This window comes from Seonamhaeicola sediminis (genome assembly GCF_004358095.2).
Lineage (GTDB): Bacteria > Bacteroidota > Bacteroidia > Flavobacteriales > Flavobacteriaceae > Seonamhaeicola > Seonamhaeicola sediminis.
This window is the reverse complement of sequence record NZ_SMZJ02000002.1, coordinates 71,334-96,100: the sequence shown is the minus strand read 5'-3', so window position 1 is coordinate 96,100 and position 24,767 is coordinate 71,334. Positions and strand designations below refer to the sequence as shown.

General features: G+C 32.4%; 25 protein-coding genes. 18 read left to right on the top strand and 7 right to left on the bottom strand.

The window, feature by feature from the left end; all coding sequences use genetic code 11:
- Positions 1-43 precede the first annotated feature (43 nt).
- The 14 genes from cyoE to tsaB all read left to right on the top strand — a co-directional run bounded on the left by cyoE (position 44) and on the right by tsaB (position 11,909).
- Positions 44-937 (top strand): heme o synthase, encoded by an 894-nt coding sequence (gene cyoE / locus E1J38_RS03105; RefSeq protein ID WP_133355897.1) that lies wholly within the window; start codon positions 44-46, stop codon positions 935-937.
- A 3-nt stretch (positions 938-940) separates the two neighbouring features.
- Positions 941-1,522 (top strand): cytochrome c oxidase subunit 3, encoded by a 582-nt coding sequence (locus E1J38_RS03100; protein ID WP_133355898.1) that lies wholly within the window; start codon positions 941-943, stop codon positions 1,520-1,522.
- 146 nt (positions 1,523-1,668) lie between these two features.
- A complete protein-coding gene (locus tag E1J38_RS03095) occupies positions 1,669-2,652 on the top strand; it encodes a cytochrome c oxidase subunit 3 (protein WP_133355899.1) in 984 nt (327 codons plus the stop codon).
- Positions 2,653-2,673: 21 nt separating this feature from the next.
- The gene (locus tag E1J38_RS03090) at positions 2,674-3,054 is read left to right on the top strand and encodes a cytochrome C oxidase subunit IV family protein (protein ID WP_133355900.1); all 381 of its coding nucleotides are present in this window, start codon (positions 2,674-2,676) and stop codon (positions 3,052-3,054) included.
- Between the two features lie 102 nt (positions 3,055-3,156).
- Entirely contained in the window at positions 3,157-3,876 is a 720-nt protein-coding gene (locus E1J38_RS03085; protein WP_133355901.1) for a hypothetical protein, read from the top strand.
- 59 nt (positions 3,877-3,935) lie between these two features.
- Positions 3,936-4,688: an SCO family protein gene (locus E1J38_RS03080; protein ID WP_133355902.1), complete on the top strand. Its 753-nt coding sequence runs from the start codon at positions 3,936-3,938 to the stop codon at positions 4,686-4,688.
- Between the two features lie 73 nt (positions 4,689-4,761).
- On the top strand, positions 4,762-5,292 hold the full coding sequence (locus E1J38_RS03075; RefSeq protein ID WP_133355903.1) for a DUF420 domain-containing protein: 531 nt from the start codon (positions 4,762-4,764) through the stop codon (positions 5,290-5,292).
- Positions 5,293-5,360: 68 nt separating this feature from the next.
- Complete coding sequence (locus tag E1J38_RS03070) at positions 5,361-5,510, top strand: hypothetical protein (RefSeq protein ID WP_369407149.1); 150 nt, start codon at positions 5,361-5,363, stop codon at positions 5,508-5,510.
- An 88-nt stretch (positions 5,511-5,598) separates the two neighbouring features.
- A complete protein-coding gene (locus E1J38_RS03065; protein ID WP_133355905.1) occupies positions 5,599-6,300 on the top strand; it encodes an ABC transporter ATP-binding protein in 702 nt (233 codons plus the stop codon).
- Positions 6,293-7,522: an ABC transporter permease gene (locus E1J38_RS03060; protein WP_133355906.1), complete on the top strand. Its 1,230-nt coding sequence runs from the start codon at positions 6,293-6,295 to the stop codon at positions 7,520-7,522. Before E1J38_RS03065 ends, E1J38_RS03060 begins: the two co-directional genes overlap by 8 nt.
- Entirely contained in the window at positions 7,515-8,765 is a 1,251-nt protein-coding gene (locus tag E1J38_RS03055; RefSeq protein WP_133355907.1) for an ABC transporter permease, read from the top strand. Before E1J38_RS03060 ends, E1J38_RS03055 begins: the two co-directional genes overlap by 8 nt.
- A gap of 13 nt (positions 8,766-8,778) precedes the next feature.
- Positions 8,779-9,909: an efflux RND transporter periplasmic adaptor subunit gene (locus tag E1J38_RS03050; protein WP_133355908.1), complete on the top strand. Its 1,131-nt coding sequence runs from the start codon at positions 8,779-8,781 to the stop codon at positions 9,907-9,909.
- Positions 9,910-9,916: 7 nt separating this feature from the next.
- Complete coding sequence (locus E1J38_RS03045; protein ID WP_186525806.1) at positions 9,917-11,236, top strand: TolC family protein; 1,320 nt, start codon at positions 9,917-9,919, stop codon at positions 11,234-11,236.
- A gap of 1 nt (position 11,237) precedes the next feature.
- Positions 11,238-11,909 (top strand): tRNA (adenosine(37)-N6)-threonylcarbamoyltransferase complex dimerization subunit type 1 TsaB, encoded by a 672-nt coding sequence (gene tsaB / locus E1J38_RS03040; protein ID WP_133355910.1) that lies wholly within the window; start codon positions 11,238-11,240, stop codon positions 11,907-11,909.
- On the opposite strand, the gene E1J38_RS03035 is transcribed toward tsaB, so the two are convergent.
- The 3 genes from E1J38_RS03035 to E1J38_RS03025 form a co-directional block, all read right to left on the bottom strand.
- A complete protein-coding gene (locus tag E1J38_RS03035; RefSeq protein ID WP_133355911.1) occupies positions 11,910-12,722 on the bottom strand; it encodes a mechanosensitive ion channel family protein in 813 nt (270 codons plus the stop codon). It abuts the gene before it with no gap.
- Positions 12,723-12,870: 148 nt separating this feature from the next.
- A complete protein-coding gene (locus tag E1J38_RS03030) occupies positions 12,871-14,907 on the bottom strand; it encodes a thioredoxin domain-containing protein (RefSeq protein ID WP_133355912.1) in 2,037 nt (678 codons plus the stop codon).
- 150 nt (positions 14,908-15,057) lie between these two features.
- Positions 15,058-15,960, bottom strand: coding sequence for a NifU family protein (locus E1J38_RS03025; protein WP_133355913.1), 903 nt, complete (start codon positions 15,958-15,960; stop codon positions 15,058-15,060).
- A gap of 161 nt (positions 15,961-16,121) precedes the next feature.
- On the opposite strand from E1J38_RS03025, the gene E1J38_RS03020 reads away from it, so the two are divergent.
- A complete protein-coding gene (locus E1J38_RS03020) occupies positions 16,122-17,129 on the top strand; it encodes a PorP/SprF family type IX secretion system membrane protein (RefSeq protein WP_133355914.1) in 1,008 nt (335 codons plus the stop codon).
- A 42-nt stretch (positions 17,130-17,171) separates the two neighbouring features.
- Here the strand turns inward: E1J38_RS03020 and E1J38_RS03015 are convergent, their stop codons facing one another.
- Positions 17,172-18,338 carry a vWA domain-containing protein gene (locus tag E1J38_RS03015; RefSeq protein WP_133355915.1) on the bottom strand — a complete coding sequence of 389 codons (1,167 nt, stop codon included), beginning with the start codon at positions 18,336-18,338 and terminating at the stop codon, positions 17,172-17,174.
- A gap of 245 nt (positions 18,339-18,583) precedes the next feature.
- Here E1J38_RS03015 and E1J38_RS03010 point away from each other — a divergent pair, with 245 nt between their 5' ends.
- The 3 genes from E1J38_RS03010 to E1J38_RS03000 all read left to right on the top strand — a co-directional run bounded on the left by E1J38_RS03010 (position 18,584) and on the right by E1J38_RS03000 (position 22,147).
- Entirely contained in the window at positions 18,584-20,749 is a 2,166-nt protein-coding gene (locus E1J38_RS03010; RefSeq protein ID WP_133355916.1) for a histidine kinase, read from the top strand.
- Between the two features lie 68 nt (positions 20,750-20,817).
- A complete protein-coding gene (locus tag E1J38_RS03005) occupies positions 20,818-21,552 on the top strand; it encodes a LytR/AlgR family response regulator transcription factor (RefSeq protein WP_133355917.1) in 735 nt (244 codons plus the stop codon).
- Positions 21,553-21,631: 79 nt separating this feature from the next.
- The gene (locus E1J38_RS03000) at positions 21,632-22,147 is read left to right on the top strand and encodes a gamma carbonic anhydrase family protein (protein ID WP_133355918.1); all 516 of its coding nucleotides are present in this window, start codon (positions 21,632-21,634) and stop codon (positions 22,145-22,147) included.
- Positions 22,148-22,180: 33 nt separating this feature from the next.
- Here the strand turns inward: E1J38_RS03000 and murI are convergent, their stop codons facing one another.
- From murI to E1J38_RS02985, 3 genes are all read right to left on the bottom strand, one after another.
- Positions 22,181-22,975, bottom strand: a complete 795-nt coding sequence (gene murI / locus E1J38_RS02995; protein WP_133355919.1) for a glutamate racemase — start codon at positions 22,973-22,975, stop codon at positions 22,181-22,183.
- Positions 22,976-23,122: 147 nt separating this feature from the next.
- On the bottom strand, positions 23,123-23,629 hold the full coding sequence (locus tag E1J38_RS02990) for an OmpH/Skp family outer membrane protein (protein WP_133355920.1): 507 nt from the start codon (positions 23,627-23,629) through the stop codon (positions 23,123-23,125).
- Between the two features lie 29 nt (positions 23,630-23,658).
- Positions 23,659-24,654 (bottom strand): OmpH/Skp family outer membrane protein, encoded by a 996-nt coding sequence (locus tag E1J38_RS02985; RefSeq protein ID WP_133355921.1) that lies wholly within the window; start codon positions 24,652-24,654, stop codon positions 23,659-23,661.
- Between the last annotated feature and the right edge of the window lie 113 nt (positions 24,655-24,767).

Sequence of the window (24,767 nt, the reverse complement as noted above, 5' to 3'; positions counted from 1 at the left end):
ACATTAATAAAGTATCTTTGCACTCGCAAAACAAAACAGAGTATTGGGTAGGTCAAAAACTTCAGTAACAACACCTTCGGTAATTTCAGATTTTAAGGAAATTACAAAAATGGGACTCTCATTAAGCGTGGTATTCTCATCACTTGCTGGATATTTATTAGGTGTTGATATTATCAATTTTAAAACATTGGTGCTTTTAGCTTTGGGAGGCTATTTTATGGTAGGAGCTTCTAATGCTTATAATCAAATTATTGAGAAAGATTTAGATGCTTTAATGCATCGTACTAAAAACAGGCCTATACCATCAGGTAGAATGACAGTCACAACGGCATTTATAATAGCCTCAATTTTTACGCTTTTAGGAATTGTTATTCTATATACTATCAACAAGCAAACTGCTATGTTTGGTGCTATTTCTATTTTTTTATATACCTGTGTATATACCCCACTAAAAACCAAAACCCCTTTAGCAGTTTTTGTGGGAGCTATCCCAGGAGCCATTCCTTTTATGTTAGGTTGGGTTGCAGCTACCGATGATTTTGGTATTGAACCAGGTACTTTGTTCGCAATTCAGTTTTTTTGGCAGTTCCCTCACTTTTGGGCTATTGGCTGGTTTTTATATAATGATTATGAAAAAGCAGGTTTTTTTATGTTACCCACAGGAAAGCAAGATAAAGGAACAGCGGTACAAACCATAATGTATTGTATATGGACTTTTGTAGTGTCTATCATTCCCGTTTTTGGTTTTACAGGAACTTTAAAGCTTTCTGTGGTAGCAGCCATTTTAGTGGGTGTTTTGGGGCTGGGAATGGTGTATTACGCTTTTAGGTTGTTTAAAGAAATGACCGAAAAAGCTGCAAAACAATTAATGTTAGCAAGTGTATCTTATATCACATTGATACAAATAGTATATGTAATTGATAAATTTATCAGATAATCCATGGATTTAACTCAAGGAACTCCGCAAGAAAAGAAAGCAAGGGCTAAAAAAATGATGCTCTGGTTTGGTATCATTTCATTAATTATGTCTTTTATGGGATGGACCAGTGCTTTTTTGGTAAGTAAATCAAGACCAGACTGGTTAAAAGATTTTCAATTACCAGATGCCTTTATTATAAGCACAATCATTATAGTGGTTAGTAGTTTTTCATTTATAGCAGCAAAAAAGACTTTAAAACAAGGTAACAGACAAGGCACTACACTATGGTTATTAATTACCTTGATTCTGGGAATGGCTTTTATAATCTTTCAGTTAAAAGGATTTAATGAAATTATAAATATGGGCTATCATTGGACAGGGCCAACAAGCAATGTTAAGGTATCCTATATTTACTTAATTGCAGTTGTACATATATTGCATGTGGTAGCTGGTTTAATTTGCTTAATTGTAGTAATTTATAATCATTTTAAACAAAAGTATAATGCTGAAAATTTACTTGGTTTTGAACTAGCTGCTACCTTTTGGCATTTTGTAGATATACTGTGGGTTTACTTGTTTTTATTTCTGTACTTCGTCAAATAAGAAAAGAACATTTTTATTGAAAAAGAAAATCTTTTTTTTTGTTTTATGAAACTGATATTTGTCATAGTTTAAAATTTACAGGTTATATTTCGTTAGATGAATAAAATGATTATTTTTGTGCAACTTTTAAATAACAACCTTTATATATGAGTACTACAGTTGTAAATGCTGAAGCAGAAGGGAAAACTTGGGGAGGTGGTAATCAACCTTTAAAAGCAAGTTACGGTAAAATGATGATGTGGTTTTTCATCGTTTCAGATGCATTAACATTTTCAGGATTTTTAGCGGCCTATGGTTTTTCTAGATTTAAATTTATTGATTCATGGCCAATTGCCGATGAGGTATTTACACACGTACCGTTTTTGCATGGTCAGGAATTGCCAATGATTTATGTGGCATTCATGACGTTCATCCTTATTATGTCGTCTGTTACCATGGTATTAGCCGTTGATGCTGGACATAATTTAAATAAAGCTAAAGTTACTCTATACATGTTTTTAACCATTATAGGTGGTTTAATATTTGTTGGATCTCAAGCTTGGGAATGGGCAACCTTTATTAAAGGTGATTATGGAGCTATTCAAACTAAAGGAGGTAATATTTTACAGTTTGTAGATACTGACGGACATAGAGTAGCCTTAAGAGATTTTGCTGTTGCTGATGCACATGCCGAAAGAACTGCCCATAATCGTGATAACGGATTATGGTTTGTTTCTGAAGGGTCATTACCATCGTACACGGTAGATGAAGTATATGCTGGTTTAGAAGCTAATGAGAATATATTAGTAAGAACTCAAATTATTAACGAAGAAGGCGAAAAGACTGTTTTATCTAGAGAAGAGTCGTTAAAGCAAATTAAAGAAAACGGAACATTAGTGGTTGAAGGTGCTAATCTTCATGTAAATGAGTATGGTTCACCATTATTTGCAGATTTCTTTTTCTTCATAACAGGTTTTCACGGTTTCCATGTATTTTCTGGTGTTGTTATTAATATCATTATTTTCTTTAACGTGATATTAGGAACTTACGAAAGACGTAAGAGTTATGAAATGGTTGAAAAAGTTGGTCTTTACTGGCACTTTGTAGATTTAGTTTGGGTATTTGTATTTACATTCTTCTACCTAGTTTAATTAAAAAGTATATTAAAAATTATGGCACACGCACATAACTTAGCAATATTAAGGGGTTTAATAAAATTTAAAAGCAACACTCAAAAAATTTGGGGGGTTTTAATCTTATTATCTATTGTAACTGCAGTTGAGGTTGTCTTGGGTATATACAAACCAGATAGTTTAATGGCTCATGTTTTAGGGATGAAGCTTTTAAACTGGATTTTCATCATCCTAACCATTGTAAAAGCGTATTATATTACATGGGATTTTATGCATATGCGTGATGAAACTAAAGGCCTAAGACGCGCTGTAGTTTGGACGGCTATTTTCTTAATACTTTATTTAATATTCATCTTACTACAAGAAGGTGGTTACGTTTTTGACGTGTATAAAGATGGATATATCAAAAGAGACTTTTAAATAGCATAATCTGTGTTAAAATATAGTTTAAAAGGTGGTTTATAAGAACCACCTTTTTTATTTTTGCATAATTTATTTAAAGACTTAAAAAGCAATTATTTAATGGATTTAAAAAAAGTTGGACGTTATACGGTTTTAGGAATTTTATTCTTCCTTCCAGTAACCTTTTTGTTGTTGCTTTATCCGGCTACACATAATTATACCCCATTAGATATTGTAAATGAAAAAGTGTTAGAACTTAGGGCTTTCAACGCTCATTCTGAAGACCCCATCCAACTTAAAGAACATATTACGGTTCTTGGTTTTTTTGGTAATAACCCAATGGATAAATCTACAGCTGCTTCTAACTTAAAAGAGTTGGTTTATGATAAGTTCAAAGGCTTTAAGAAATTTCAAATAGTTATTGTATTACCTAATGGAGCAGAAGAAATTGCTAAAGAATTAAAACGAGAAATTAGCCATTATGAAGACCTCAAATTTTGGCATTTCGTTTTTGGTAACCCCGAAGATATCTTAAAAATGTATAGAAGTATAGAGAGTGCAACACCATTAGAAAATACACTGGCAACAGATTATGTATACATTATAGATAAAGAACTAAATCAACGTGGACGAATAGATGATAGAGAAGACCGTGAGATTGAAAAGGGCACCCCTATTTATGGACTAAAAGGTTATAACTGTGTTGAGGTAGCTATTATAAAAAATAAAATGAGTGAAGATATGCGCATCTTGTTTACGGAATATAGACAAAAGCGTAAAGGAGAGTTTAATTCTGATATAAGACGCGCTAACGATTTAAAGGCTGTAGAGAAACAATAATATTGCCGAATACATTTCGTAATGATTATACTGTATAATTGTATTAAGAACTAAAAAACATGAGCAAAAAAACAAATTACTCATACATAGGAATTGCTTTTATTATTCTGGTTTTTGGAATCATTTTTGTACCTAGAATTGTTGATAGAATAAGCAAAGGTGATATTACAAGGCAAGAGAGTAGAAGTGACTATGCTGCTGATGATAAAAAACCTAAAGTATCAGATTTACTTTTTGTACCTGCAGCAGATGGTAAAAACAAAAGAGTTCCAGAATTTAGCTTTACTAATCAATATGGAAAAACTATCACTAATAAAGATTTTGAAGGAAAGGTTTATGTTATTGAGTTTTTCTTTACAACATGCCCAACAATTTGTCCAAGAATGAATCAAAATTTGATAAAAATTCAAAATGAATTTAAAGACATTAAGAATTTTGGTGTGGCATCTTTTACTATAAACCCAGATTATGACAGCCCAGAGGTATTAAAGGCATATGCTGATAATTATGGTATTACCAATCTCAATTGGCATTTAATGACAGGAGAGAAAGAAGCTATTTATGAATTGGCAAACAAAGGATTTTACATTTATGCTGCAGAAAATAAAGATGTAGAGGGTGGTTTTGAACATTCAGGTAATTTTGCTTTAGTAGATAAAAACGGATTTATAAGATGTAGGAAAGATGTATCTGGAAATCCTATTATATACTACGAGGGAATTACTTCTGAAGAAGAGCAGGTAAATGATGAAGGGCAACAAGAGCAAATTAGCATCTTAAAAGAGGATATTAAAAAATTACTTAATGAATAAGAGTTTTTCATTCAAAACCGTTAGACTGAGTTTGTTGAAGTCTTGTTACAGAACCGCTTAATAAAATTGAATAATGAGTGATCAAAAAAAAATTTCAGAAGATAAGAGGTATAACAAACTAATAGTAGTCCTGTCTGTTACAATTCCATTGGCTGTTGCGGCTCTTTTTGGTATTAAAATAGATTATGAGCTACCTATTTTTTTGCCACCCATTTATGCGTGTATTAATGCTATAACTGCACTGGTATTGGTGTTAGCCTTTATAGCTATTAGAAATAAAAAAGTAAAGTTGCATGAACGGTTGATGACCTTCGCCATTGTGTTGTCGGTTTTGTTTTTGCTTATGTATATTGCCTATCATATGACCAGTGATTCTACAAAATTTGGAGGAGAAGGTATTACTAAATATTTTTATTATTTTGTATTAATAACGCATATTTTAATGTCTATTGCGGTTATACCATTTGTTTTAATTACTTATGTGAGAGCTATCACAAACAATATTGAAAAGCACAAGAAAATTGCAAAAATCACATTTCCGCTTTGGTTTTATGTGGCTATTACAGGCGTAGTTGTTTATATTATGATATCACCATATTATTAATGAAGCGGAAAATTATTTTATATCTTTTTTTTCTTTTCTTTTTTTTGAAGACGAATGCTCAATGCGCTATGTGCAGAGCAGTTTTAGAAAGTGAAGAAACCCAAAGTGCAGCCGAAGGCATAAATAACGGTATTAAGTATTTAATGGCAGTACCCTATTTACTTATTGGGGGTATCATATTTTTTATTTACAGGAAGTATGGTACGTTAAAAAAATAATAAAAACTTTACAGTGTATTATTTGTAACATTTCTTTGCATAATGAGTCTTATTTTTAGACCATAGCAGCTACAGTAATCCACTCGAAATGTTAGAAATAAAACAATTACACAAATCCTATCCTATAGGAGACTCCCGCTTACACGTTTTAAAAGGAATAAATCTATCTGTTAAAGAAGGTGAAATGGTAGCCATTATGGGGTCATCAGGATCAGGAAAATCCACATTACTTAATATTATTGGTATGTTAGATCATGCAGATTCTGGAGATTATATTCTAGATGGGCTACCAATTAAGAATCTAAACGAGAAAAAGGCGGCTGAATATAGAAATAAGTTTTTAGGGTTTATTTTCCAATCATTCAATCTTATCAACTATAAGAATGCCCTAGAAAATGTAGCATTACCATTATACTATCAAGGAATGAAACGCAAAGAACGTCAAGAATTGGCAATGTTCCATTTAGAAAAGGTTGGTTTGGCAGATTGGGCTCATCATTTACCAAAAGAATTATCTGGAGGGCAAAACCAACGTGTCGCAATAGCTAGGGCGTTGGCTGCAAACCCTAAATTGTTATTGGCTGATGAACCTACCGGTGCTTTAGATATGACTACTTCCTATGAGATTATGGAATTCATTCAGCAATTAAACGATGAAGGTAAAACTATTTTAATGGTAACTCATGAAGAGGATATTGCTAATATGTGTAAACGTATTATAAGACTTCGAGATGGGGTTATTATGGAAGATACCGCAATAAAACAAGTAAGAGCTAAACAACATGTTTGATTTAGACCTATGGCGAGAAATATTTCAAAGTATTAATAAAAACAGAACCAGAGGTTTATTGTCTGGTTTTACAGTAGCATTTGCCATTATGCTGTTTACCATACTTTTTGGAATTGCCAATGGTTTAGAAAACACCTTTGATGAACTTTTTATAAAAACAGCAGATAATGCTATTTATGTTTACAGTGGCAGAACATCAAAGCCCTATAAAGGGCTTCAAGTAGGCAGAGCGGTATCACTTTATAATGAAGATTTTGAATATATTAAAAATGAATACAGTAACAAGATTGAATATATAACACCAAAGCTAAGTCGTAATTTTCAAGTGTCATTTATTAATAAAAAAGGAAGTTATAATGTCTTAGGTGTTCACCCCGATGCTCAACATATTGAAAAATTAAAAATTAAAAAAGGTAGGTTTATCAATCTTAATGATATAAAAAGCCATTTAAAAGTCATTGTCATTGGTAGATTGATTGAAGAAGATTTATTTGGGAAAACTTCAGCTATTGGCCAATATGTAAATTTAGAAGGTATAAATTATAAAGTAGTAGGAGTTTTTAAAGACAATGGCGGCGATTCTCAAGAACGTTTGGCTTACTTACCTATAACCACAGTACAACATATATACATTGGCAAGGATGCAGTAGGTGAAATTAATATTACCTATAACAGAAAAATGTCCTCAGATGAGGCATTAACCTTTGGAACAGATTTAACCCAAACCCTAAGGCAACGAAAGAATGTAGCGCCAACAGACCAGCGCGCTATTAGAGTTAATAATATGGCATTACAAACTAAAGGCATTGAAACTATGACAGGGGGCTTGGGTATTTTAATTTTTATTATTGGTTTAGGAACTTTAATTGCAGGTATAGTTGGTATCAGCAACATTATGATTTTTATTGTTAAAGAGCGTACCAAAGAAATTGGTATTCGTAAGGCATTGGGGGCAACACCAAAATCAATCGTTTCAATTATTTTAATTGAATCTGTTTTAATTACAGCATTAGCAGGATATATAGGTTTGCTTATTGGAGTTGGTGTTTTAAAATGGGTAGGCCCTAGTTTAAAAGAATATTATATCACCAACCCAGAGGTGCATTTCAATATCATTATAACAGCAACAATTGTATTAATTGCAGCTGGAACCTTGGCAGGATTTGTCCCCGCTCAAAAAGCATCTAGAATTAAACCAATTATAGCGCTTCGAAATGATTAAAATATTTGGTTTTTTATTTGATAAAGATACCTGGCAAGAAGTACAAGGAAGCCTAAAAAAGAATACACTTAGGTCTATTTTAACCATGGTAGGTGTTTGGTGGGGTATTTTGTTACTTATTGGTCTTTTGGGTTCGGCAAGAGGCATAGAAAATAACTTTAATGTTCTTTTTGAAGATTTTGCTACTAATAGCGTATTTATTGGTGGGGGTAAAACAAGTATGCCTTTCAAAGGATACGAAGAGGGTAGACCGGTTATTTTGAGGTTAGACGATGTAAAAAAAGTTGAAGAAAATATAGAGGGCGTAGAATTGGTAGTTCCAAGAATAATGGGTAACGCTGTTTTAAGTAGAAAGACATTTTCGGGTTCATTTAACACTACTGGAGATTTCCCTATACTAAATGAGGTAGCTAAACCCGACTTAACTTCAGGACGTTTTATAAATCAAAGTGATATAGATGAACGTAAGAAAGTTGGAGTCATCTCCGAAGATGTCTATAAACAGTTGTTTGAAAAAGATGAAGACCCAATCGGTAAAATAATTTCAATTAGTAACACAAATTTCAAAGTAATTGGGGTTTTTAAGGTGGTTAATTTTGGTGGTCCGCAGTTAGATGTGCACATACCATTTACAACATTTCAACAACTATACAATCGTGGTGATAGAATTGATTGGATGATGATTACAGGGAAGCCAGAAAATGATATCAATCAGGTAGAAGCAGACGTGAAATTATTGCTTAAAAATCTGAAAAAAGTAAATCCAAATGATAATAGAGCTTTCTTCGGCTTTAATTTAGGAGATAGATTTAGTCAATTTACGGGGTTTTTAAAAGGTATGCAGTTTTTAACTTGGTTTGTAGGTATTGCCACTTTAATAGCTGGGGTTTTTGCTATAGGTAGTATTTTATTAATCACAGTTAAAGAACGTACTAAAGAAATAGGTATTCGTAGAGCTTTAGGAGCTACTCCAATAATGATTAAAAGACAAATAATTGTTGAGTCTGTAACATTAGCACTTATGGCTGGATTTATAGGAATTATTTCTGGAGGAGTCATTTTGATGTTAATTAATAATGCCATGTTGAACAGCAATGAACCTTGGATGCGGAACCCATCCGTTTCTATCTCAATGGTGTTTTTGTCATTATTAATTGTAGTTATTCTGGGTACTTTAATAGGATTAATTCCAGCAAATAAAGCAACTAGTGTTAAACCTATTGATGCCCTAAGAGAAGAATAAATAATAATATAATATGAATAAATCAGTAAAAGTTATTATCGGTATTGTTTTGCTACTTGCGTTTGTAGCCGTTTTAAAATATTTTAAAGATGCTAATTCAAACCAACGCGATGATTTTGATGTTGAACAGCCTTTTTTCACCACAATAAATTCTAAGATAGTAGCTACAGGAAGCCTTAATCCAGAAGAAGAAATTGAATTGAAACCCCAAATAACAGGTATCATAGATGCTATTTTGGTAGAGGAAGGAGACCTTGTTCAAAAGGGTGATTTAATAGCCAAAATTAGAATTGTTCCAAACGAACAATCGTTGGCAAACGCTAATAGTAGGGTGAATACTGCCCGTTTAACATATGATAATGCTAATACACTTTTTAAAAGGAACAAAGTTCTTTTTGAGAAAGGGGTTATTTCAACTCAAGATTTTGAAAACAGTGAGTTATCATTAAATCAAGCTAAAGAAGCTTTAAGGCAAGCAAAAAACGATTATCAAATTGTTAAGCAAGGCTCTATATCTGGTCAGCTTTCTGCCAATACAAGTATTGTGGCGCAAATTTCTGGAACCGTATTAGAAATTCCAGTAAGGGAGGGAGATCAAGTTATTCAAAGTAATAATTTTAATTCAGGAACTACTATAGCCACGGTTGCAAATATGAATAAAATGATTTTTGAAGGTCAGGTTGACGAATCTGAAGTGGCATTATTAGAAGAGGGAAAAGCAATTGATATTGTTATTGGAGCTTTAAATGAGCAAAGGTTTCCAGCTAAATTAGTTTTTGTAGCACCAAAAGGAGTAACCGATAATGCAGGAGCAGTTCAATTTACTATTAAAGCAGATGTTGAAATTGAAGCCAATAATAAAATAAGAGCAGGTTATAGTGCCAATGCCGAAATTGATATTGAAAATAAAGATAGTGTGCTTAGTATTAAAGAAGCACTCGTTCAATATAACAGAATCACTGAAAAACCATTTGTTGAAGTTAAAGGAATAGATGGTAAATTCAAAAAACAAAATATTGAATTAGGGTTGTCAGATGGTATTAATTTAGAAGTTGTAGAAGGTATTAAGGAAGGAGATAAAATAAAAGTATGGAATAAAGCGTCAGACGAAGAAGTCGATGCCGAAGATGAGGAAGAAAAATAATATAGTCATGAAAAGAGTATTTATAATAGGATTACTTTCAATAACTGTTTTAAGTTTTGCACAACAAAAAAAATGGACACTTGAGCAGTGTGTTGCTCATGCATTAGAAAATAACATATCTGTTAAACAAAATGAGAATACATTATTAAACAATGATCAGGACGTTATAGCTGCTAAAGGACAATTTTTACCTTCTATTAATGCAGGGGTCTCACATAATATAACGGTTGGTGGTTTAGAAATAGACCCTGGTATTTTTGTTAGTCAAACGTTTAATCAAAGTAGGTTAGGGTTCAGTGTATCACAAAACATCTTTAATGGCTTTAGAACTTTAAATCTTTATAAACAATCTAAACTTACCAGAGAATTTAATGAGTTTGAATTAAATAGAATAAAGGATGATATTTCGTTAAATGTAGCCAATGCCTATTTAAATGTATTATTCAACAAAGAAAATTTAGAGACTGCCCAAATTCAATACGAGTTTAGTAAAAAGCAATTAAAACAAGTTAAAGATTTAGTTGATGCAGGAGTACAGCCACAAGCAAATATTTTTGACGCCGAAGCTACCTTAAGCAGAGATGCACAACAGGTTACTATTGCCGAAAACAATTTCAGCTTAGCATTATTATCTTTGTCGCAGTTGTTACAAGTACCATTTAAGGGGTTTGACGTTGAAATTATTGATATTGATAAACCATCTGAGGCGCTGTTATACAATAGTGTTGAGCCCATATTAGAATATGCCTTTGAAAACAGAAATGAGATAAAAGCTGCAGAAAAAAACATTGAAAATGCTGTATTAGGAACAGAAATTTCTAAAAGTGGCTATTTGCCCAGTTTAAGTTTTACTTATGGTTATAGCTCTAGGGCATCATTTACAAACTTAACAGATTTAGAAGATTCTTTTTTTGGTCAAATAGATGATAATAAGGGGCATAGCTTTGGATTAAATTTGAATATTCCTGTGTTTTCAAGATTTCAAAACAAGACTTCTGTAGCTAAATCTATAATAGCAGAAGAAAGTGCCAAACTTAGTTTAAATCAAACTAAATTAACATTAGAGTCAAATATTCAAAGAGCTTTTACTGATGCGCAAGCAGCTTTAAAGGCTTACACAGCCGCTAAAACAGCCTTAGCTTCTCAACAATTGGCTTTTAATAATGCCAAAGAGCGTTATAATATTGGTGCTATGACTGCCTTTGATTTAGACCAAATGAGAGTTCAGTTAATAAATGCCCAGTCTTCTTTAATAAATGCTAAGTACGATTTTGTTTTTAAGACAAAAGTTTTAGACTTTTACATGGGAAAAACCATAGCATATTAAATTGGCATTAATTTTAAGTATAGAAACGGCAACCACTAATTGTTCTGTAGCACTTTCAAGAAATGGAAAGACCATTACCTTGAAGGAAGATTTTAGAAATGGCTATTCGCATGCCGAAAAGTTGCATGTATTTATAGATGAGGTTTTAAATGAAAGTAAGGTTACCAGAAAAAACTTAGATGCCATTGCTATTAGTAAAGGTCCTGGGTCTTACACAGGGTTACGCATTGGCGTTTCAGCAGCCAAAGGGTTAGCCTTTGCATTAGATAAACCATTAATTTCAGTTCCAACGTTGAATGTTTTAGCGAAACAAGTAAATTGTGATGATGGTGTGATTGTATCTATGTTGGATGCCAGAAGACTTGAGGTTTATTCTGCTGTATATGATTCCGGGTATAATCAAATTAGAAATACCCAAGCCGAAATATTAGACCCCGATTCGTTTCAAAACTATTTAAAAGAAAATACGGTATATTTCATTGGTAATGGCGTTGCAAAAACGAAGGAAATTGTTAACCATTCCAATGCTGTTTTTATTGAAGAAAAATTACCTTCAGCTAATGAAATGAGTACCTTAGCTTACCATAAATATAAAATAGGCGACATTGAAGATGTCGCCTATTTCGAGCCTTATTATTTAAAAGATTTTGTGGCTTTAAAACCAAAACCTTAATTATCCCTTTTTCTGTATTTCAACTTGATGTGGGTATGGTATTTCAATACCAGCTTTGTCAAGCGCTAATTTGGTATTCTCGGTAATATCAAAATAAACATCCCAGTAATCTTCCGTTTTACACCAAGGTCTTACGGCAAAATTCACAGAACTATCAGCTAATTCTAAAACAGTAACAGCAGGAGTCGGGTCTTTTAATACCTTGGGGTGTGATGTTAGCACATTAATCATAACCTCTTTAGACTGTTTAATGTCAGCATCATAACTAACACCAAAAACTAAATCAACACGTCTTGTTCCTTCGGTAGTGTAATTGATAATGTTGCCATTTGAAAGGGCTCCATTAGGAATGATAATTTCTTTATTAGATAACCCTGTAAGTTTGGTAGTAAAAATTTCAATCTCTTTCACAACACCAATTTCACCTTGAGCTTCTATTAAATCACCAATTTTAAATGGTTTAAAAATCATGATTAGAACACCACCAGCAAAATTCCCTAAAGATCCTTGAAGTGCCATTCCAACAGCTAAACCAGCAGCCGCTAAAATAGCAGCAAATGATGTGGTTTCTACTCCAAGCTGCGAGAGAATTGCTAAGAATAGTAAGATTTTTAAGCCCCAGCCAATAAGGTTTAATAGGAATTTTTGTAAACTCTCATCATAATTCTGTTTCGTCATTACTTTAGCAATGCCTCTGTTAACCCTTTTGATAATCCATGAACCAATAATCCATATAGCAATAGCACCAATGACTTTAATGCCGTATTCTACAATAAAACTTTCTGCAATTTCAAGATACTTACTTACTTCCATAATTTGTTTTATATATTTTTGATTTGTAAAATTAAGAACTACTGTAAACTATTTCAACTTTTTAAAGATTAAAAAACAGTAAACTATTTATTTAATTTCTTTTTTGATTAGACCAATAAAACCTTTTAAGGTCACAAAAAAACAAGTATTATTTTTTCATTAACGCAATTGCTTGATTAACTTCTAATACTGGAAGTTTACAGGCTTTGTTTATACAAACATAGATTAATGTTTTATCAGGATTATATCTGTTTACAAGTAAAGGCATTTTGCTTTCTGCAGTGCTAACGGCAATAAGTTTGTTTGGTATATAGGTTTTGTTAAGCTCCTTTATTTTTTTATCAGCATCAGGACCTACAATAGCAATTTCATAATACGGATTAGTGAAGTTTAACATTAAATCTAACCAGTTAGAATATCCAGATGCGTATTCTTGAATTTCATACTTTACATTGTTTAGCATTATCATGGCGGTTTTGTTGTAATGGTTATTATCAAAATAATACCCTAGTTTAAATAAGTTTTTAGCCATAATAGAATTACTGCCTGGAATAACATTGTCTCTATACTCTATACTCCTTAAGATTAAAGAAGTATCTTCGTTTGAAGTGAAGAAAAACATGCTACTACTGTGATCATAAAAATGATCAAACGCATAACTAGTTAAATCTCTGGCTTTATAAAGCCATTTAGTATCTTTAGTGTTTTCATATAAAGCAATAAAGGCATTAATTATAGAAGCATAATCTTCCATGTAACCATTAATTTTACTTATTCCATCTTTGTAGGTGTGATTGAGTCCACCATCTTCACGCATTAATTTATTGGAAATAAAACTGGCATTTTTTAGAGCTATTTCCAGATATTCATCATTTTGAAATACTCGGTAGGCGTCAATGTAACCTTTCAACATTAAACCATTCCAAGAGGTAAGTATTTTATCATCTAGTCTAGGTTTTGGGCGAATATTTCTAACATCAAGGAGTTTGCTTTTCCAAGAGTTTTTTTTATTATTAAAATCTTTTTGGGTTATGCCATGTTTTTTTATAAAGGCATCGTCATCATCTTTTCTAATAAGAACATAATTACCGTGTTCCCAAAAGCCATAATTGTTAATGTTATAATAATCAGAAAATAAGTCAAAATCCTCTGCTAAAATAGCTTTAAGCGCTTCTTTATTCCAAACATAAAAAGCGCCTTCTTCTAGTTGGTCTTGTTCATTCAAACTGTCGGCATCTAACGCAGAATAAAAGGCACCTTCATGAGTAGTCATTTCCCTTTTTATAAATTGAAGCGTTTCTTCAACAACATTTTTGTATAATTCATTTGCATCAATGAGATAGGCATCAGTATATAGACTTACCAATTGAGCATTGTCATAGAGCATTTTCTCAAAATGAGGTACGTGCCATTTTTCATCAACAGAGTATCTAGAAAAACCACCTCCAATTTGGTCATACAAACCACCATAGGCCATTTTAGTAAGTGTAAGGTTTACGTAATCTAATAATTCTTGATTGTTGGTTTGATACCCAAACCGTAGTAAGAAATGATAGTTATTAGGCATCATAAACTTGGGTGCTCTATTAAGGCCCCCAAGTCTATGATCAAACATAAAAGACCACTTTTTTACGGCTATTTCAATAAATTCAGTATCAAATTTTGGTTGGTCTTTATTGATTTTAACTATATCAATAGACTTGAGTCCCTTTTCAACTTTATCTGCTTGGGTGTATAGTTTTTCAGGCTCTTTGTAATAAAGTTTTGATATTTGTTCTAGAAAGCTTAACCATTGGTTTTTTGGGAAGTAAGTACCAGCCCAAACAGGCCTTCCATCTGGTAAAGCCACAGCATTTAAAGGCCAACCACCGCTGCCAGTCATTATTTGAATAGCATTCATGTATACTTGGTCAACATCAGGTCTTTCCTCTCTGTCAACCTTTATATTTATGTAATTTTTGTTCATTACAGAGGCTACCAAATCATCTTCAAAACTTTCATGTTCCATAACGTGGCACCAATGACATGCTGAGTAGCCTATGCTAATAAGTATAAGTTTTTTCTCAGCTTTTGCTTTTGCCAGTACATCGTCGTTCCATGCTTTCCAATCTACAGGATTGTGCGCATGTTGAAGCAAATACGGACTTGTTTCGTTAATAAGATCATTTGTGTACTTGTATTTCATAGCATTTATTTTATAACCGTTTTCTGCTTAGCAGTAGACTAATTAAAAAGAGACAGTTTTTTCAAGAATACCTCAAAAAGAATAAATATAAGACTTAAAAAGGCGTTCATAAAATGAACACCTTTTTATAATTGTTAAAACGGTTTACAATTATCCGTTAATAGCTTCAACGGCATCTACTTTATCTGGAAGCATTTGCTTAAGGATATTTTCGATGCCATTTTTAAGTGTGAATGTTGATGACGGACATCCGCTGCAAGCACCTTGAAGAAGCACGCTTACATTTTTGGTTTCCTCATCATATGATAAAAACTGAATATTCCCCCCGTCACTGGCAACGGCTGGTTTAATATACTCTTCCAGAATGTTTACTATTTGTTTAGAAGTATCATCTAAAGCTTCAAAGTTTGAATCTTTTTGTTCTGTTGTTTGTTCAAGTTTTTCAGCGGCTTCAGGAAGCACAACTTCTTTGCCACTTTCAATAAACTGTTTTATGAATTCCCTCAATTCAATGGTAATATCTTGCCATTCAGTAATCTCATATTTGGTAATTGATACATAGTTTTCTTCAATAAAAATACTTTTAACAAACGGAAAATGAAATAATTCTGTTGCTAAAGGCGATAGTTTAGCTTCATCAATAGATGTAAACTCATATAAGGAGGTTACAATTTTTTTGTTGGAAACAAACTTCATTACCGATGGATTTGGAGTAGCCTCGGCGTAAACGGTAACAGGTATTTTTTTTGGAGCTTCAGCTTCATTAATAACAATACCACCATCGTTTAAGTAAGCTTCAATTTGTTCTGCTACTTCATCTTGTACATCTTTCCATTCAACAATGTTATAGCGTTCTACAGCAATAAAATTCCCTGAGATGTAAACCTTTTTCACAAACGGCAAATAGAACAATTGTTGACCTAAAGGTGATGGTGTAGCATCATCAATATTGTTGAATTCAAAACTTTGATTTTTGGTAATAAACTGATTTACCTCAAATTTTATAATGTTGTTATTTGACGTTTCTTGCACAGAAACCTTGAAAGTATTCATTTTAGCTAATTTTTTACAAAAATACTAAAAGAAAACTTTAGATATGTATATATTTGAAGTTGTGTCAAATTATAAGATAAAGTATATCTTTATTTTTTTTGTGTAATTTTTTAATAATCAAGACGTTTGTATAGCACTGAACCTACTTGGTAATAAAGTTTATGAGATTAAAAAATATAATAAAAGTGTTAGTGGTAGTATTATTTACTAACACTGCTATTTCACAAGAAGGCTTACCAATTTATACCGATTATCTAACCGATAATTATTATCTAATTCATCCCTCAATGGCCGGAGCAGCCAATTGTGCCAAGGTAAGGCTTACGGCCCGCCAGCAATGGTTTGGTCATGAAGATGCCCCCAAACTTTTAACTATGAGTTTAAATAGTAGAATAGGAGACACACCCTCGGCTATTGGAGGTATTTTATATTCTGATAAAAATGGGTATCATTCCCAAACAGGTGCCTATGCTACCTATGCGCATCATTTGATGTTTTCAAGAAGTGAAGCTGATTTAAACATGTTGTCCTTTGGTTTAAGCGCAGGATTTATTCAATATAAATTAGATGAAACGACTTTTTTGTTTGATGGACCAGACCCAATCATAAGTGGGGTAGTACAAGCTGAAACCAATTTTAATATTGATTTTGGGTTTTCTTATCATTTTTTAGATTATTACGCTCACGGAACAGTTAAGAATGTGTTGAAGAATTCTGGAATCAATAATGATATTGAAATTACCAGTAACTTGCGGCGCTATTTACTCTCGGTAGGTGGTGTGTTTGGTAAATATGGTAGTAGTTGGAGTTATGAACCATCTGTGATGTTTCAATATAAAGATGGAACAGGTGAGTCTTCAATGGATTTTAATGCAAAAGTATATAGAGAGATGGACTTTGGTCAATTGTGGGGAGGGTTGTCATATAGGAGGAGTTTAGATGGCGCTGAATTTATAACAGATTCAGGCGCCATTGATAGTCAAAAACTACAACAGATTACCCCCCTAGTTGGTGTTAATTATAAGAACTTTATGTTTGCTTATACATACACGTATCAATCCAATTCTGTGGTGTTTACAAATGGAGGGTTTCATCAGTTTACATTAGGCTATAACTTTAATTGCAGACGTTCTCGATATGACTGCAATTGTCCTGCAGTAAATTATTAGAATAAAAGGCTCGTTTAAAAAACGAGCCTTTCTTTTTTCCTTTTAATCCCATGTATATTTTTTCTTTTTAGCCTGTTCTTTTATAGCTTTGGTCATAGCATTTTCTAAGCTGTTTGTGCTTTTTGTTTTGGTGTTCTCAGAAATATACTTAGTGCGCTTCATATTTAATTCTTTAATTTGCCTTTGAATGTTTTCTCTTTCTATTTTCTTTTTGGTAACGTAGGCTTTTATTTCTGCTTCCGATTTCCCTTTAAGTTCATTGGGTAGTGCTTCTTCTTCCAATTCATTAATTACTACTTCATCATTTTCAACAGCATCCACCAAATCCCATGATGCGTTTTTGTAAAAATGAGAACTTTTGCTCACAGAACGTTTTACAGCATTTGCATTACCATAAGTAATAGCGTTGGTGTCTTGCATAGCTTGTTCAGCTACTTTAGCTTTACCTCTAGTGCCATAGCCAATATAGGTTTTGTTTAATTGTTGGTTTAGAATTAAAATCTTATCATCATAAGGAGACGCCATATGAACTGTTTTGTGATTATGGTTTATAGCCATATAATCACCATTAGTTAATTTAGCACCATCTTTCCAGAAAGTTGAAATACCTTGATTATAGTTTCCACAGAAAATAGTATTAATGGTAACATCTTTTTCATTAGCGTTAACGGCAGCATCTTTGTAGTTTATGCTGCCTTGGGTAAATGGTTCGTTTCCTGCAATAAATATGAGTTTTAAGTCATCTGGATTATTCCCCCAATTTAGTTGATTTAAGGAGGTTTGAATTACTTGTCCACAATATTCGTTACCGCCATTAGTAGTTAAAGAGAAAAGCTCTTTCGAGATGTCATCTAGATCATCACTGAAAGGAAGTACTTGCCTTATGTAGCCTTCATCACCATTAAGCCTGTCGTTACCATATTCATATAAGGCAATTTTTAAATTGGGTTTTTCGTTTCGGCATTTAGCATAGGATAATTCATTAACAATATCCCAAAGTTGTGCTTTGGCCTGATCTATTAATCCATCCATACTATTACTGGTATCTAATAAAAGCGCTACTTTAATATGTTGTTTGTTTGAGTGCGGTTGTAATTTAGTTTCATTGGCATTAACCAAATACGTATATGGTTTTTTATTGTTGGCGTTACAGGTTATAAATCCTGTAATAGCTAAACTTAAAATAAGTGTTTTAAAATGTGTTTTCATAAGATTTATTTTTTGATTGAATGAAATTATAATGGTCCACTTTGGGCTGTTATTGATTCAGTAAATCTATGTCCAAAGTTTTTCTCAAAAAAGAGACAATGAGTAAAGACTCTAAATGAATGAGTAAAGATTTATAATGAATAGGTAAACAATGCTTTTTTTGTTAGTAGCATTGGGTAAAAATGGTTAACCTCATTTTATTAAACCAATAATAGTGCGTAAGTTTATCTATTATAAAAATATTCATGCTCAGAGCAATAAAGCTTATTGGTATTCTATCTTTATTATTCAACACATTTTTGATGTTGGGACAGGTTGGTATAGATTCAAATGTATCAAAATTCACTGTTAGGGGAAAGGTTGTTGAGAGTGAAACTCAAGATCCAATTGCTAATGTAAATATTGAGATTAATGGAGGTTCTTATACAACAACAAATATATTTGGTGAATTTAGGGTTGAAGCTAAAAAAGGAGATGAACTTACCATTAGGCATAAAGATTTTGAAACCATTTTTTATACTATACAAAGTAACGAACGTATTTTGGTTAAGGTGGAACCTGAAGAGCAAGATAAGTTTTTTAGCAAGCGTTCAAAGGAATCAGAGTCACCTAAGTTTAATCATTATATAGATTCTGCCGAAGTCTACTTGAAAAGAGATGCTAAAAGGAGTATTCAATTTGTGATTGATGCTATAGAAGTCAGTGACTCCAAAAAAGAAAATGCCGAGGCATATGAGGTTTTAGGTGATATTAACATGTACTGGAAACAGTATGATTTAGCGGTATCGAATTATAGAACAAGTTTAAGAGATAATAGTGTAAATGAGATAAAGCTAAAACTAGCTTTGGCTTATAAAGAGAACAAAAATTACCAAGAGAGTATACAACAGTATAATGACATTAATAAGAAAAGTTTATCCAACTATCAATTAGTTACTTTGTATGAAGGTCTGGGAGATGTTTATAAAGCTATTCAACAATATGACGCTGCTATTCAATCGTATCAGGATGGATTAAAACTAGCACAAAAACATTTAATTACACCTAAAATAACTGATTTAAATTCTAAAATAGCCGAAGTATACAACGACAAAGGATCGGTTAGAGAAGCACAAAATTTCTTTTCAAGCTCGTTACGCTTAGCTGAGGGGGAGAACAAAAAAAGAGCTGTGGAGGAAAAGGTCAAAGTAGCCGATTTTGAAAGTAAAAACCTTAACTACTCAAACGAGATAACTCTTAGAAAACAAGCTTTAGAGGATATCATAGATATTCAGTTAGATTCTGTTCTGGGTAACGAAAGTCCTTTAACTACACAAAAGCAAAATTATAAAATAGGTAAAGCTTACGCTTTTCAAAAGGATATACCAAATGCCATTAAATATCTGGAGAAAAGTATTGAAGAAGCCGATGATAGAGAGGATTTGATTGTAAAAAAAGATGCTACACGTGGTTTGTCTGAAGTTTATCGTGATGCGGGACAATATGATAAAGCTTTAATGGCATATCAAAGTTATGTTGATATAGTTGATAAAATTTATTTGTTGAAAGAGCAAGAGATATCTCAAGCAACTAAATTTGGTAAAGATCTTGTTGCAAAGCAAAATAGGATAAACAGTTTAGAGAGTCAAAAAGATTTGGCAGATACTAAATATCAACTAAACACCGAGCAAACTAAAAGGCAACAACTACTTATATACTCACTTTTTGGAGGTGTTTTGTTGCTTTTAGTAGGAGCATTTTTAATGTTTAAATACATAAGGCAGCAACGTTTGGCAAATAATTTATTGGCATTAAAATCCTTGCGAAGTCAAATGAATCCGCACTTTATTTTTAATGCATTAAACTCAGTTAATAGTTTTATTGCTTCAAATGATGAGCGTACAGCCAATAAATATCTATCTGATTTCTCATTATTAATGCGTGCTGTTTTAGAAAACAGTGAGGAAGATTTTATTCCGTTAGAAAAAGAAATAGAGTTACTACAACTTTATACAAAATTAGAGCATTTTAGGTTTAAAGACAGATTTGATTATGATATCAAAGTTGATGAAAATGTTAATAAAACAGACTTTGTTATACCGCCCATGTTGCTGCAGCCTTACATTGAAAATGCTGTATGGCATGGTTTACGTTACAAGAAAAGCAAGGGTTATTTAGAGATTGTTATTGCTCAAACAAAACCCAATGAAATAAGCATCACTATTACTGATGATGGTATAGGAAGAAAACGTTCCAAAGAAATAAAAACCCAGCATCAGAAAAATCAAAATTCTAAAGGTATGGGTAATATTAAAAAGCGCGTATCTATTTTAAACGATATGTATAAAGATAAAGTGGATGTTTTTGTAACCGATTTAAAGGATGCAGAAGATACAGGAACCAAAGTTGTTGTAACGCTAAAAAAGAACTAAAAATAGTAAGAAGACCAAAGCTGGAAGCATAAAAATTACTTCCAACTTCTAACTTCATTCAAATAATTATGAAACTAAATGCAATCATAGTAGAAGATGAACAAACCAGTAGAGACATTCTAAAAAACTACTTAAATAAGTATTGCCCCAATGTAACCATTTTGGGAGAGGCAGCTAATATAGATGAAGCTTTGATTTTAATAAGACATAATAACTTAGATCTCGTATTTTTAGATGTAGAGATGCCCTATGGAAATGCTTTTGACTTATTGGATAAAGTTGGTGACGTAGATTTTGAAACCATATTTGTTACTGCTTACAACCATTATGCAATAGATGCTTTAAATGCCCATGCCTCTTATTATTTAATGAAACCCATTTCAATAGATGAGCTTATTAAAGCGGTAGATTACGTAACCGAAATAAAAACGAAAGAGAACGCTTTACAAGATCAAGTTTTAGTACCTAAAACCAATGGTGTAGATGGGAAAATAACCATTCCACAATTAGACGGATTTGAAGTTTTAAACACATCAGATATTCTTTATTGTAAAGCAGACGATAATTACACTGAAATTTATTTAAATAATAACAGAAAGAAGCTAGTTAGTAAAACACTAAAGTATTTTGAAGAAGCTTTAAATGGCTCTAGTTTTGCACGTGTGCATAAATCATATTTGGTTAACGTAAATGAAGTGGTTAAATATGTAAAAGGTAAAGGCGGTAGTGTGGTTTTAAGTAATGGAAAGGAAATCATGGTATCGGCTTCAAAAAAAGCAAATTTGTTGTCGTTTTTTAAATAGTTTTGGACCTTTGATTGGTTTAGATAAAAAATTAAAATTATATACAGAAACACTAATCATTATTAAATAATAAAAATAGATGCCAGTTATATTACCAGTAAAAGAAAAAAGACCACAAATACCAGACGATTGTTTTGTGGCCGAAAATGCTACTATTGTTGGCGATGTTATTATGGGTAACCAATGCAGTATTTGGTTCAGTGCCGTGGTGCGTGGAGATGTGCATTACATTAAAATGGGAAATAAGGTAAACGTGCAAGATGGCGCCGTAATTCATGCTACATATAAAACGGCTCCAACAAATATTGGTAATAATGTTTCTATTGGGCATAATGCTTTAGTACATGGTTGTACTATTCATGATAATGTATTGGTGGGGATGGGCAGCATCATTATGGATGGTTGTGTGGTAGAAAGTAATAGTATAATTGCAGCTGGAGCAGTGCTTACTCAAAATACAAAGGTAGAAGCAGGTAGTATTTACGCAGGAGTTCCAGCAAAAAAGATAAAAGATGTAAGTGAAGAACTCGTTGCTGGTCAAATAGATAGAATAGCTAATAATTACATAAAGTATTCAAGTTGGTTTAAAAAATAAGTTTTGGCGTTATTCGTCGTAAAGACAAATTGATTAAAAATCTAAAAACTCAACTTTAAAATCTGTTCCTAAAAGTTCTTTCATTACTGCTGGATTTCTGTTAGTATAAAATTCAAGTTTAGTCCCCAGAGCTACAGGGATTGAACTTTCAGTATTCAATAAATCGTTTTGTTCTAATATAGCTTTGGTTTGTCTCGCCACGGCTTCACCAGAATCAATTATTTTTACATGTTTTGGTAGTAGTTCTATTAAAATGGGAATTAAATAAGGATAATGAGAGCATCCTAAAACCAAATAATCAATATTAGCTTTAATCATTGGTTTTAAATAACCTCTTAAAAGCGATTTCATTTCCTCAGAGTAAAGTTTGCCACTTTCAATTAAATCTACTATGCCATCGCCATCTTGCTCAATAACGATAACGCTACTCGCAAACTTTTCAGAGGTTTCAGAGAATAGTTTACTACTTAAAGTACCTTTAGTTGCAAGAATACCAACCGCACCATTTTTGGTTTGTAAAGCTGCTGGTTTAATAGCAGGTTCAATACCAATAAAAGGTACATTATAGTTAGCTCTTAAGTAATCTATGGCGTTTGTAGTAGCTGTATTGCAAGCTACTACAATAAGTTTACATCCTTTTTCTAAGAGTAATTCAGTATTCTTAATACATAAATCTATTATAACTTCTTTTCCTTTTGGGCCATAAGGCGCATTGATGCTATCTGCTAAGTAAATGGTGTTTTCGTTGGGTAAAAGGTTGTGAATTTCTTTCCAAATAGAGGTGCCGCCAACACCAGAATCAAAAATACCTATAGGTTGTTTGTTCATATTTAAACTATAATATGCTAAGGCAATTTAAGGAAATTAGAGATAATTTTTGTGGATTTACCCATTATGATTTCATTTTAAAATTTCACAAAAAAAAGCTGCTTTTTTAAAAAGCAGCTTTGTGTAAGTTATGTTTATGAATGTAGATTAAATACCTAGTTCTTTTTTAACGTCATCAAGTAAGTTTTTACCATCTGCTAAAATAGTTACACCTTGTGAAGAATCTAGAACATAATCAAATCCTTGAGCTCTACCTACTTTTAAAATAGCAGTTTTAGCTCTTTCTGTGATAGGTTGTAATAAATCAATTTCCTTTTTTCTAATGTTTTGAGCAGCATCAGCCTGAAATTGTTGGATGTTTTGTTGCATACCTTGAATTTCTTGCATTCTTTTTGCGTTTTCTTCATCTGTTTTATTTGGTCCTTCTGCTTCATACTGTTTAGCTTTGTTTTGAAACTCGGTAACGGATGCTTGATAATCTGTCTCATATGTTTTCTGTAAAGCCTGTATTTCTTTCTGTGCAGCCTTCATTTCTGGCATTGCAGCAATGAGTTCTTGAGTATTTATATGGGCAACTTTACTTTGTGCTTGAGAAAAACTAATACTCCCTATGCATACTACCGCTGCTAATAAAATAGTTTTTAAATGTTTCATTTTAAAATAGTTAAATGTGTTATAAATTATTACTTGTTATTGTTTATACTGTCTCTTAATTTTTGTCTTTCCTCTAAGATTTTTTTCTTTCTTTCTTCTAGAGCTTTTTTTCTGGCTTCACGTTCTGCCAGCTTTTTCTGTCTGTTTTCTTCAATTAGTTGTTCTCTAGTTTTGGTTTCTGTTTTTTCTTCTGTTTCTGTTTTTTCTTTTACAGAACTTTCTTCTGTGTTTTCAGTAGCCTGATTTCTGGCGTCTATTTTAGTTTGTTTAGCTTTTTCACGATCTTCTAAAATTTTCTGACGTCTAGCTTCTGCTTCTTTTACTTTAGCTTCACGAGCCGCTAACTTTTTTTGTCTTGCTTCCTCAATAGCACTTTCTCTTGCTTTTTTCTTCTCTTCTAAAGCCTTTTCCCTAGCTTCTTGTTCTAGGTTTATTTCTGGAACCAATTCTTCTTCTTCGGCTGCTTTACGCTCTGCTTTAGATTGTGCTTGAGTTCTTTTAGCTGTTCTTGTTATGCTTCTAATTATTGTTTCGCTTAAATCATATTGTCTTGCAGAAAAAAGCATGTTATTGGAATCAGAAGATTTATCGAAAATAAAGTCATATTTCCTGCTTGTAGCAATATCTTGAACAGCGGCAAAAATTTGGTCTAGAACAGGTTTTGTTAACTGAGTTTGTTGAATGTACAAGTCGCCGTTAGGTCCAAATCTTTTTTGCTGATAGTCTAATACTTCCTTTTCCTCAAAATAGATATCTTCTTCGCGTTCTTTTACAAGTTCCGTAGTTAAGAGTGCTTTTTCATTGCTTAGGTCTTTTCGCTTTTGCTCAATAGCACTTAGCTTAACTTCTATTTCATTTTTCCATTTATCAGCTTTTTGGTTTAATTGATCTACAGCTTCTTGATATTCAGGAACATTTTCTAAAATATATTCTGTATCAATATAAGCAACCCTTACGCCACGTTGTGCATGTAATGATAAGCTTAGTAAAACTAATGTCAGTAAAAAAAGAACTTTGTTTTGCATGCTGTAATGTTTTAATTTTTCCACTTAATCTTCAAAATTAACGAATTTAAATCTTAAAAATTTTAATTCTTATACAAAACATCAAACTGTTATTAGAAAATATCGTGCCAAAA

What these genes read in the sequence shown, in the direction of transcription:
- E1J38_RS03020 (WP_133355914.1), top strand. Translation starts at nt 16,122, where the DNA reads ATGAGATTAAAAAATATAATAAAAGTGTTAGTGGTAGTATTATTTACT.
- E1J38_RS03080 (WP_133355902.1), top strand. Translation starts at nt 3,936, where the DNA reads ATGAGCAAAAAAACAAATTACTCATACATAGGAATTGCTTTTATTATT.
- E1J38_RS03030 (WP_133355912.1), bottom strand. Translation starts at nt 14,907, where the DNA reads ATGAAATACAAGTACACAAATGATCTTATTAACGAAACAAGTCCGTAT.
- E1J38_RS03090 (WP_133355900.1), top strand. Translation starts at nt 2,674, where the DNA reads ATGGCACACGCACATAACTTAGCAATATTAAGGGGTTTAATAAAATTT.
- E1J38_RS03065 (WP_133355905.1), top strand. Translation starts at nt 5,599, where the DNA reads ATGTTAGAAATAAAACAATTACACAAATCCTATCCTATAGGAGACTCC.
- E1J38_RS03050 (WP_133355908.1), top strand. Translation starts at nt 8,779, where the DNA reads ATGAATAAATCAGTAAAAGTTATTATCGGTATTGTTTTGCTACTTGCG.
- E1J38_RS03060 (WP_133355906.1), top strand. Translation starts at nt 6,293, where the DNA reads ATGTTTGATTTAGACCTATGGCGAGAAATATTTCAAAGTATTAATAAA.
- E1J38_RS03035 (WP_133355911.1), bottom strand. Translation starts at nt 12,722, where the DNA reads ATGGAAGTAAGTAAGTATCTTGAAATTGCAGAAAGTTTTATTGTAGAA.
- E1J38_RS03015 (WP_133355915.1), bottom strand. Translation starts at nt 18,338, where the DNA reads ATGAAAACACATTTTAAAACACTTATTTTAAGTTTAGCTATTACAGGA.
- E1J38_RS03055 (WP_133355907.1), top strand. Translation starts at nt 7,515, where the DNA reads ATGATTAAAATATTTGGTTTTTTATTTGATAAAGATACCTGGCAAGAA.
- E1J38_RS02990 (WP_133355920.1), bottom strand. Translation starts at nt 23,629, where the DNA reads ATGAAACATTTAAAAACTATTTTATTAGCAGCGGTAGTATGCATAGGG.
- E1J38_RS03000 (WP_133355918.1), top strand. Translation starts at nt 21,632, where the DNA reads ATGCCAGTTATATTACCAGTAAAAGAAAAAAGACCACAAATACCAGAC.
- E1J38_RS03045 (WP_186525806.1), top strand. Translation starts at nt 9,917, where the DNA reads ATGAAAAGAGTATTTATAATAGGATTACTTTCAATAACTGTTTTAAGT.
- E1J38_RS03095 (WP_133355899.1), top strand. Translation starts at nt 1,669, where the DNA reads ATGAGTACTACAGTTGTAAATGCTGAAGCAGAAGGGAAAACTTGGGGA.
- E1J38_RS03010 (WP_133355916.1), top strand. Translation starts at nt 18,584, where the DNA reads ATGCTCAGAGCAATAAAGCTTATTGGTATTCTATCTTTATTATTCAAC.
- E1J38_RS03025 (WP_133355913.1), bottom strand. Translation starts at nt 15,960, where the DNA reads ATGAATACTTTCAAGGTTTCTGTGCAAGAAACGTCAAATAACAACATT.
- murI (WP_133355919.1), bottom strand. Translation starts at nt 22,975, where the DNA reads ATGAACAAACAACCTATAGGTATTTTTGATTCTGGTGTTGGCGGCACC.
- E1J38_RS03100 (WP_133355898.1), top strand. Translation starts at nt 941, where the DNA reads ATGGATTTAACTCAAGGAACTCCGCAAGAAAAGAAAGCAAGGGCTAAA.
- E1J38_RS03075 (WP_133355903.1), top strand. Translation starts at nt 4,762, where the DNA reads ATGAGTGATCAAAAAAAAATTTCAGAAGATAAGAGGTATAACAAACTA.
- E1J38_RS03085 (WP_133355901.1), top strand. Translation starts at nt 3,157, where the DNA reads ATGGATTTAAAAAAAGTTGGACGTTATACGGTTTTAGGAATTTTATTC.
- E1J38_RS03070 (WP_369407149.1), top strand. Translation starts at nt 5,361, where the DNA reads ATGTGCAGAGCAGTTTTAGAAAGTGAAGAAACCCAAAGTGCAGCCGAA.
- E1J38_RS03005 (WP_133355917.1), top strand. Translation starts at nt 20,818, where the DNA reads ATGAAACTAAATGCAATCATAGTAGAAGATGAACAAACCAGTAGAGAC.
- E1J38_RS02985 (WP_133355921.1), bottom strand. Translation starts at nt 24,654, where the DNA reads ATGCAAAACAAAGTTCTTTTTTTACTGACATTAGTTTTACTAAGCTTA.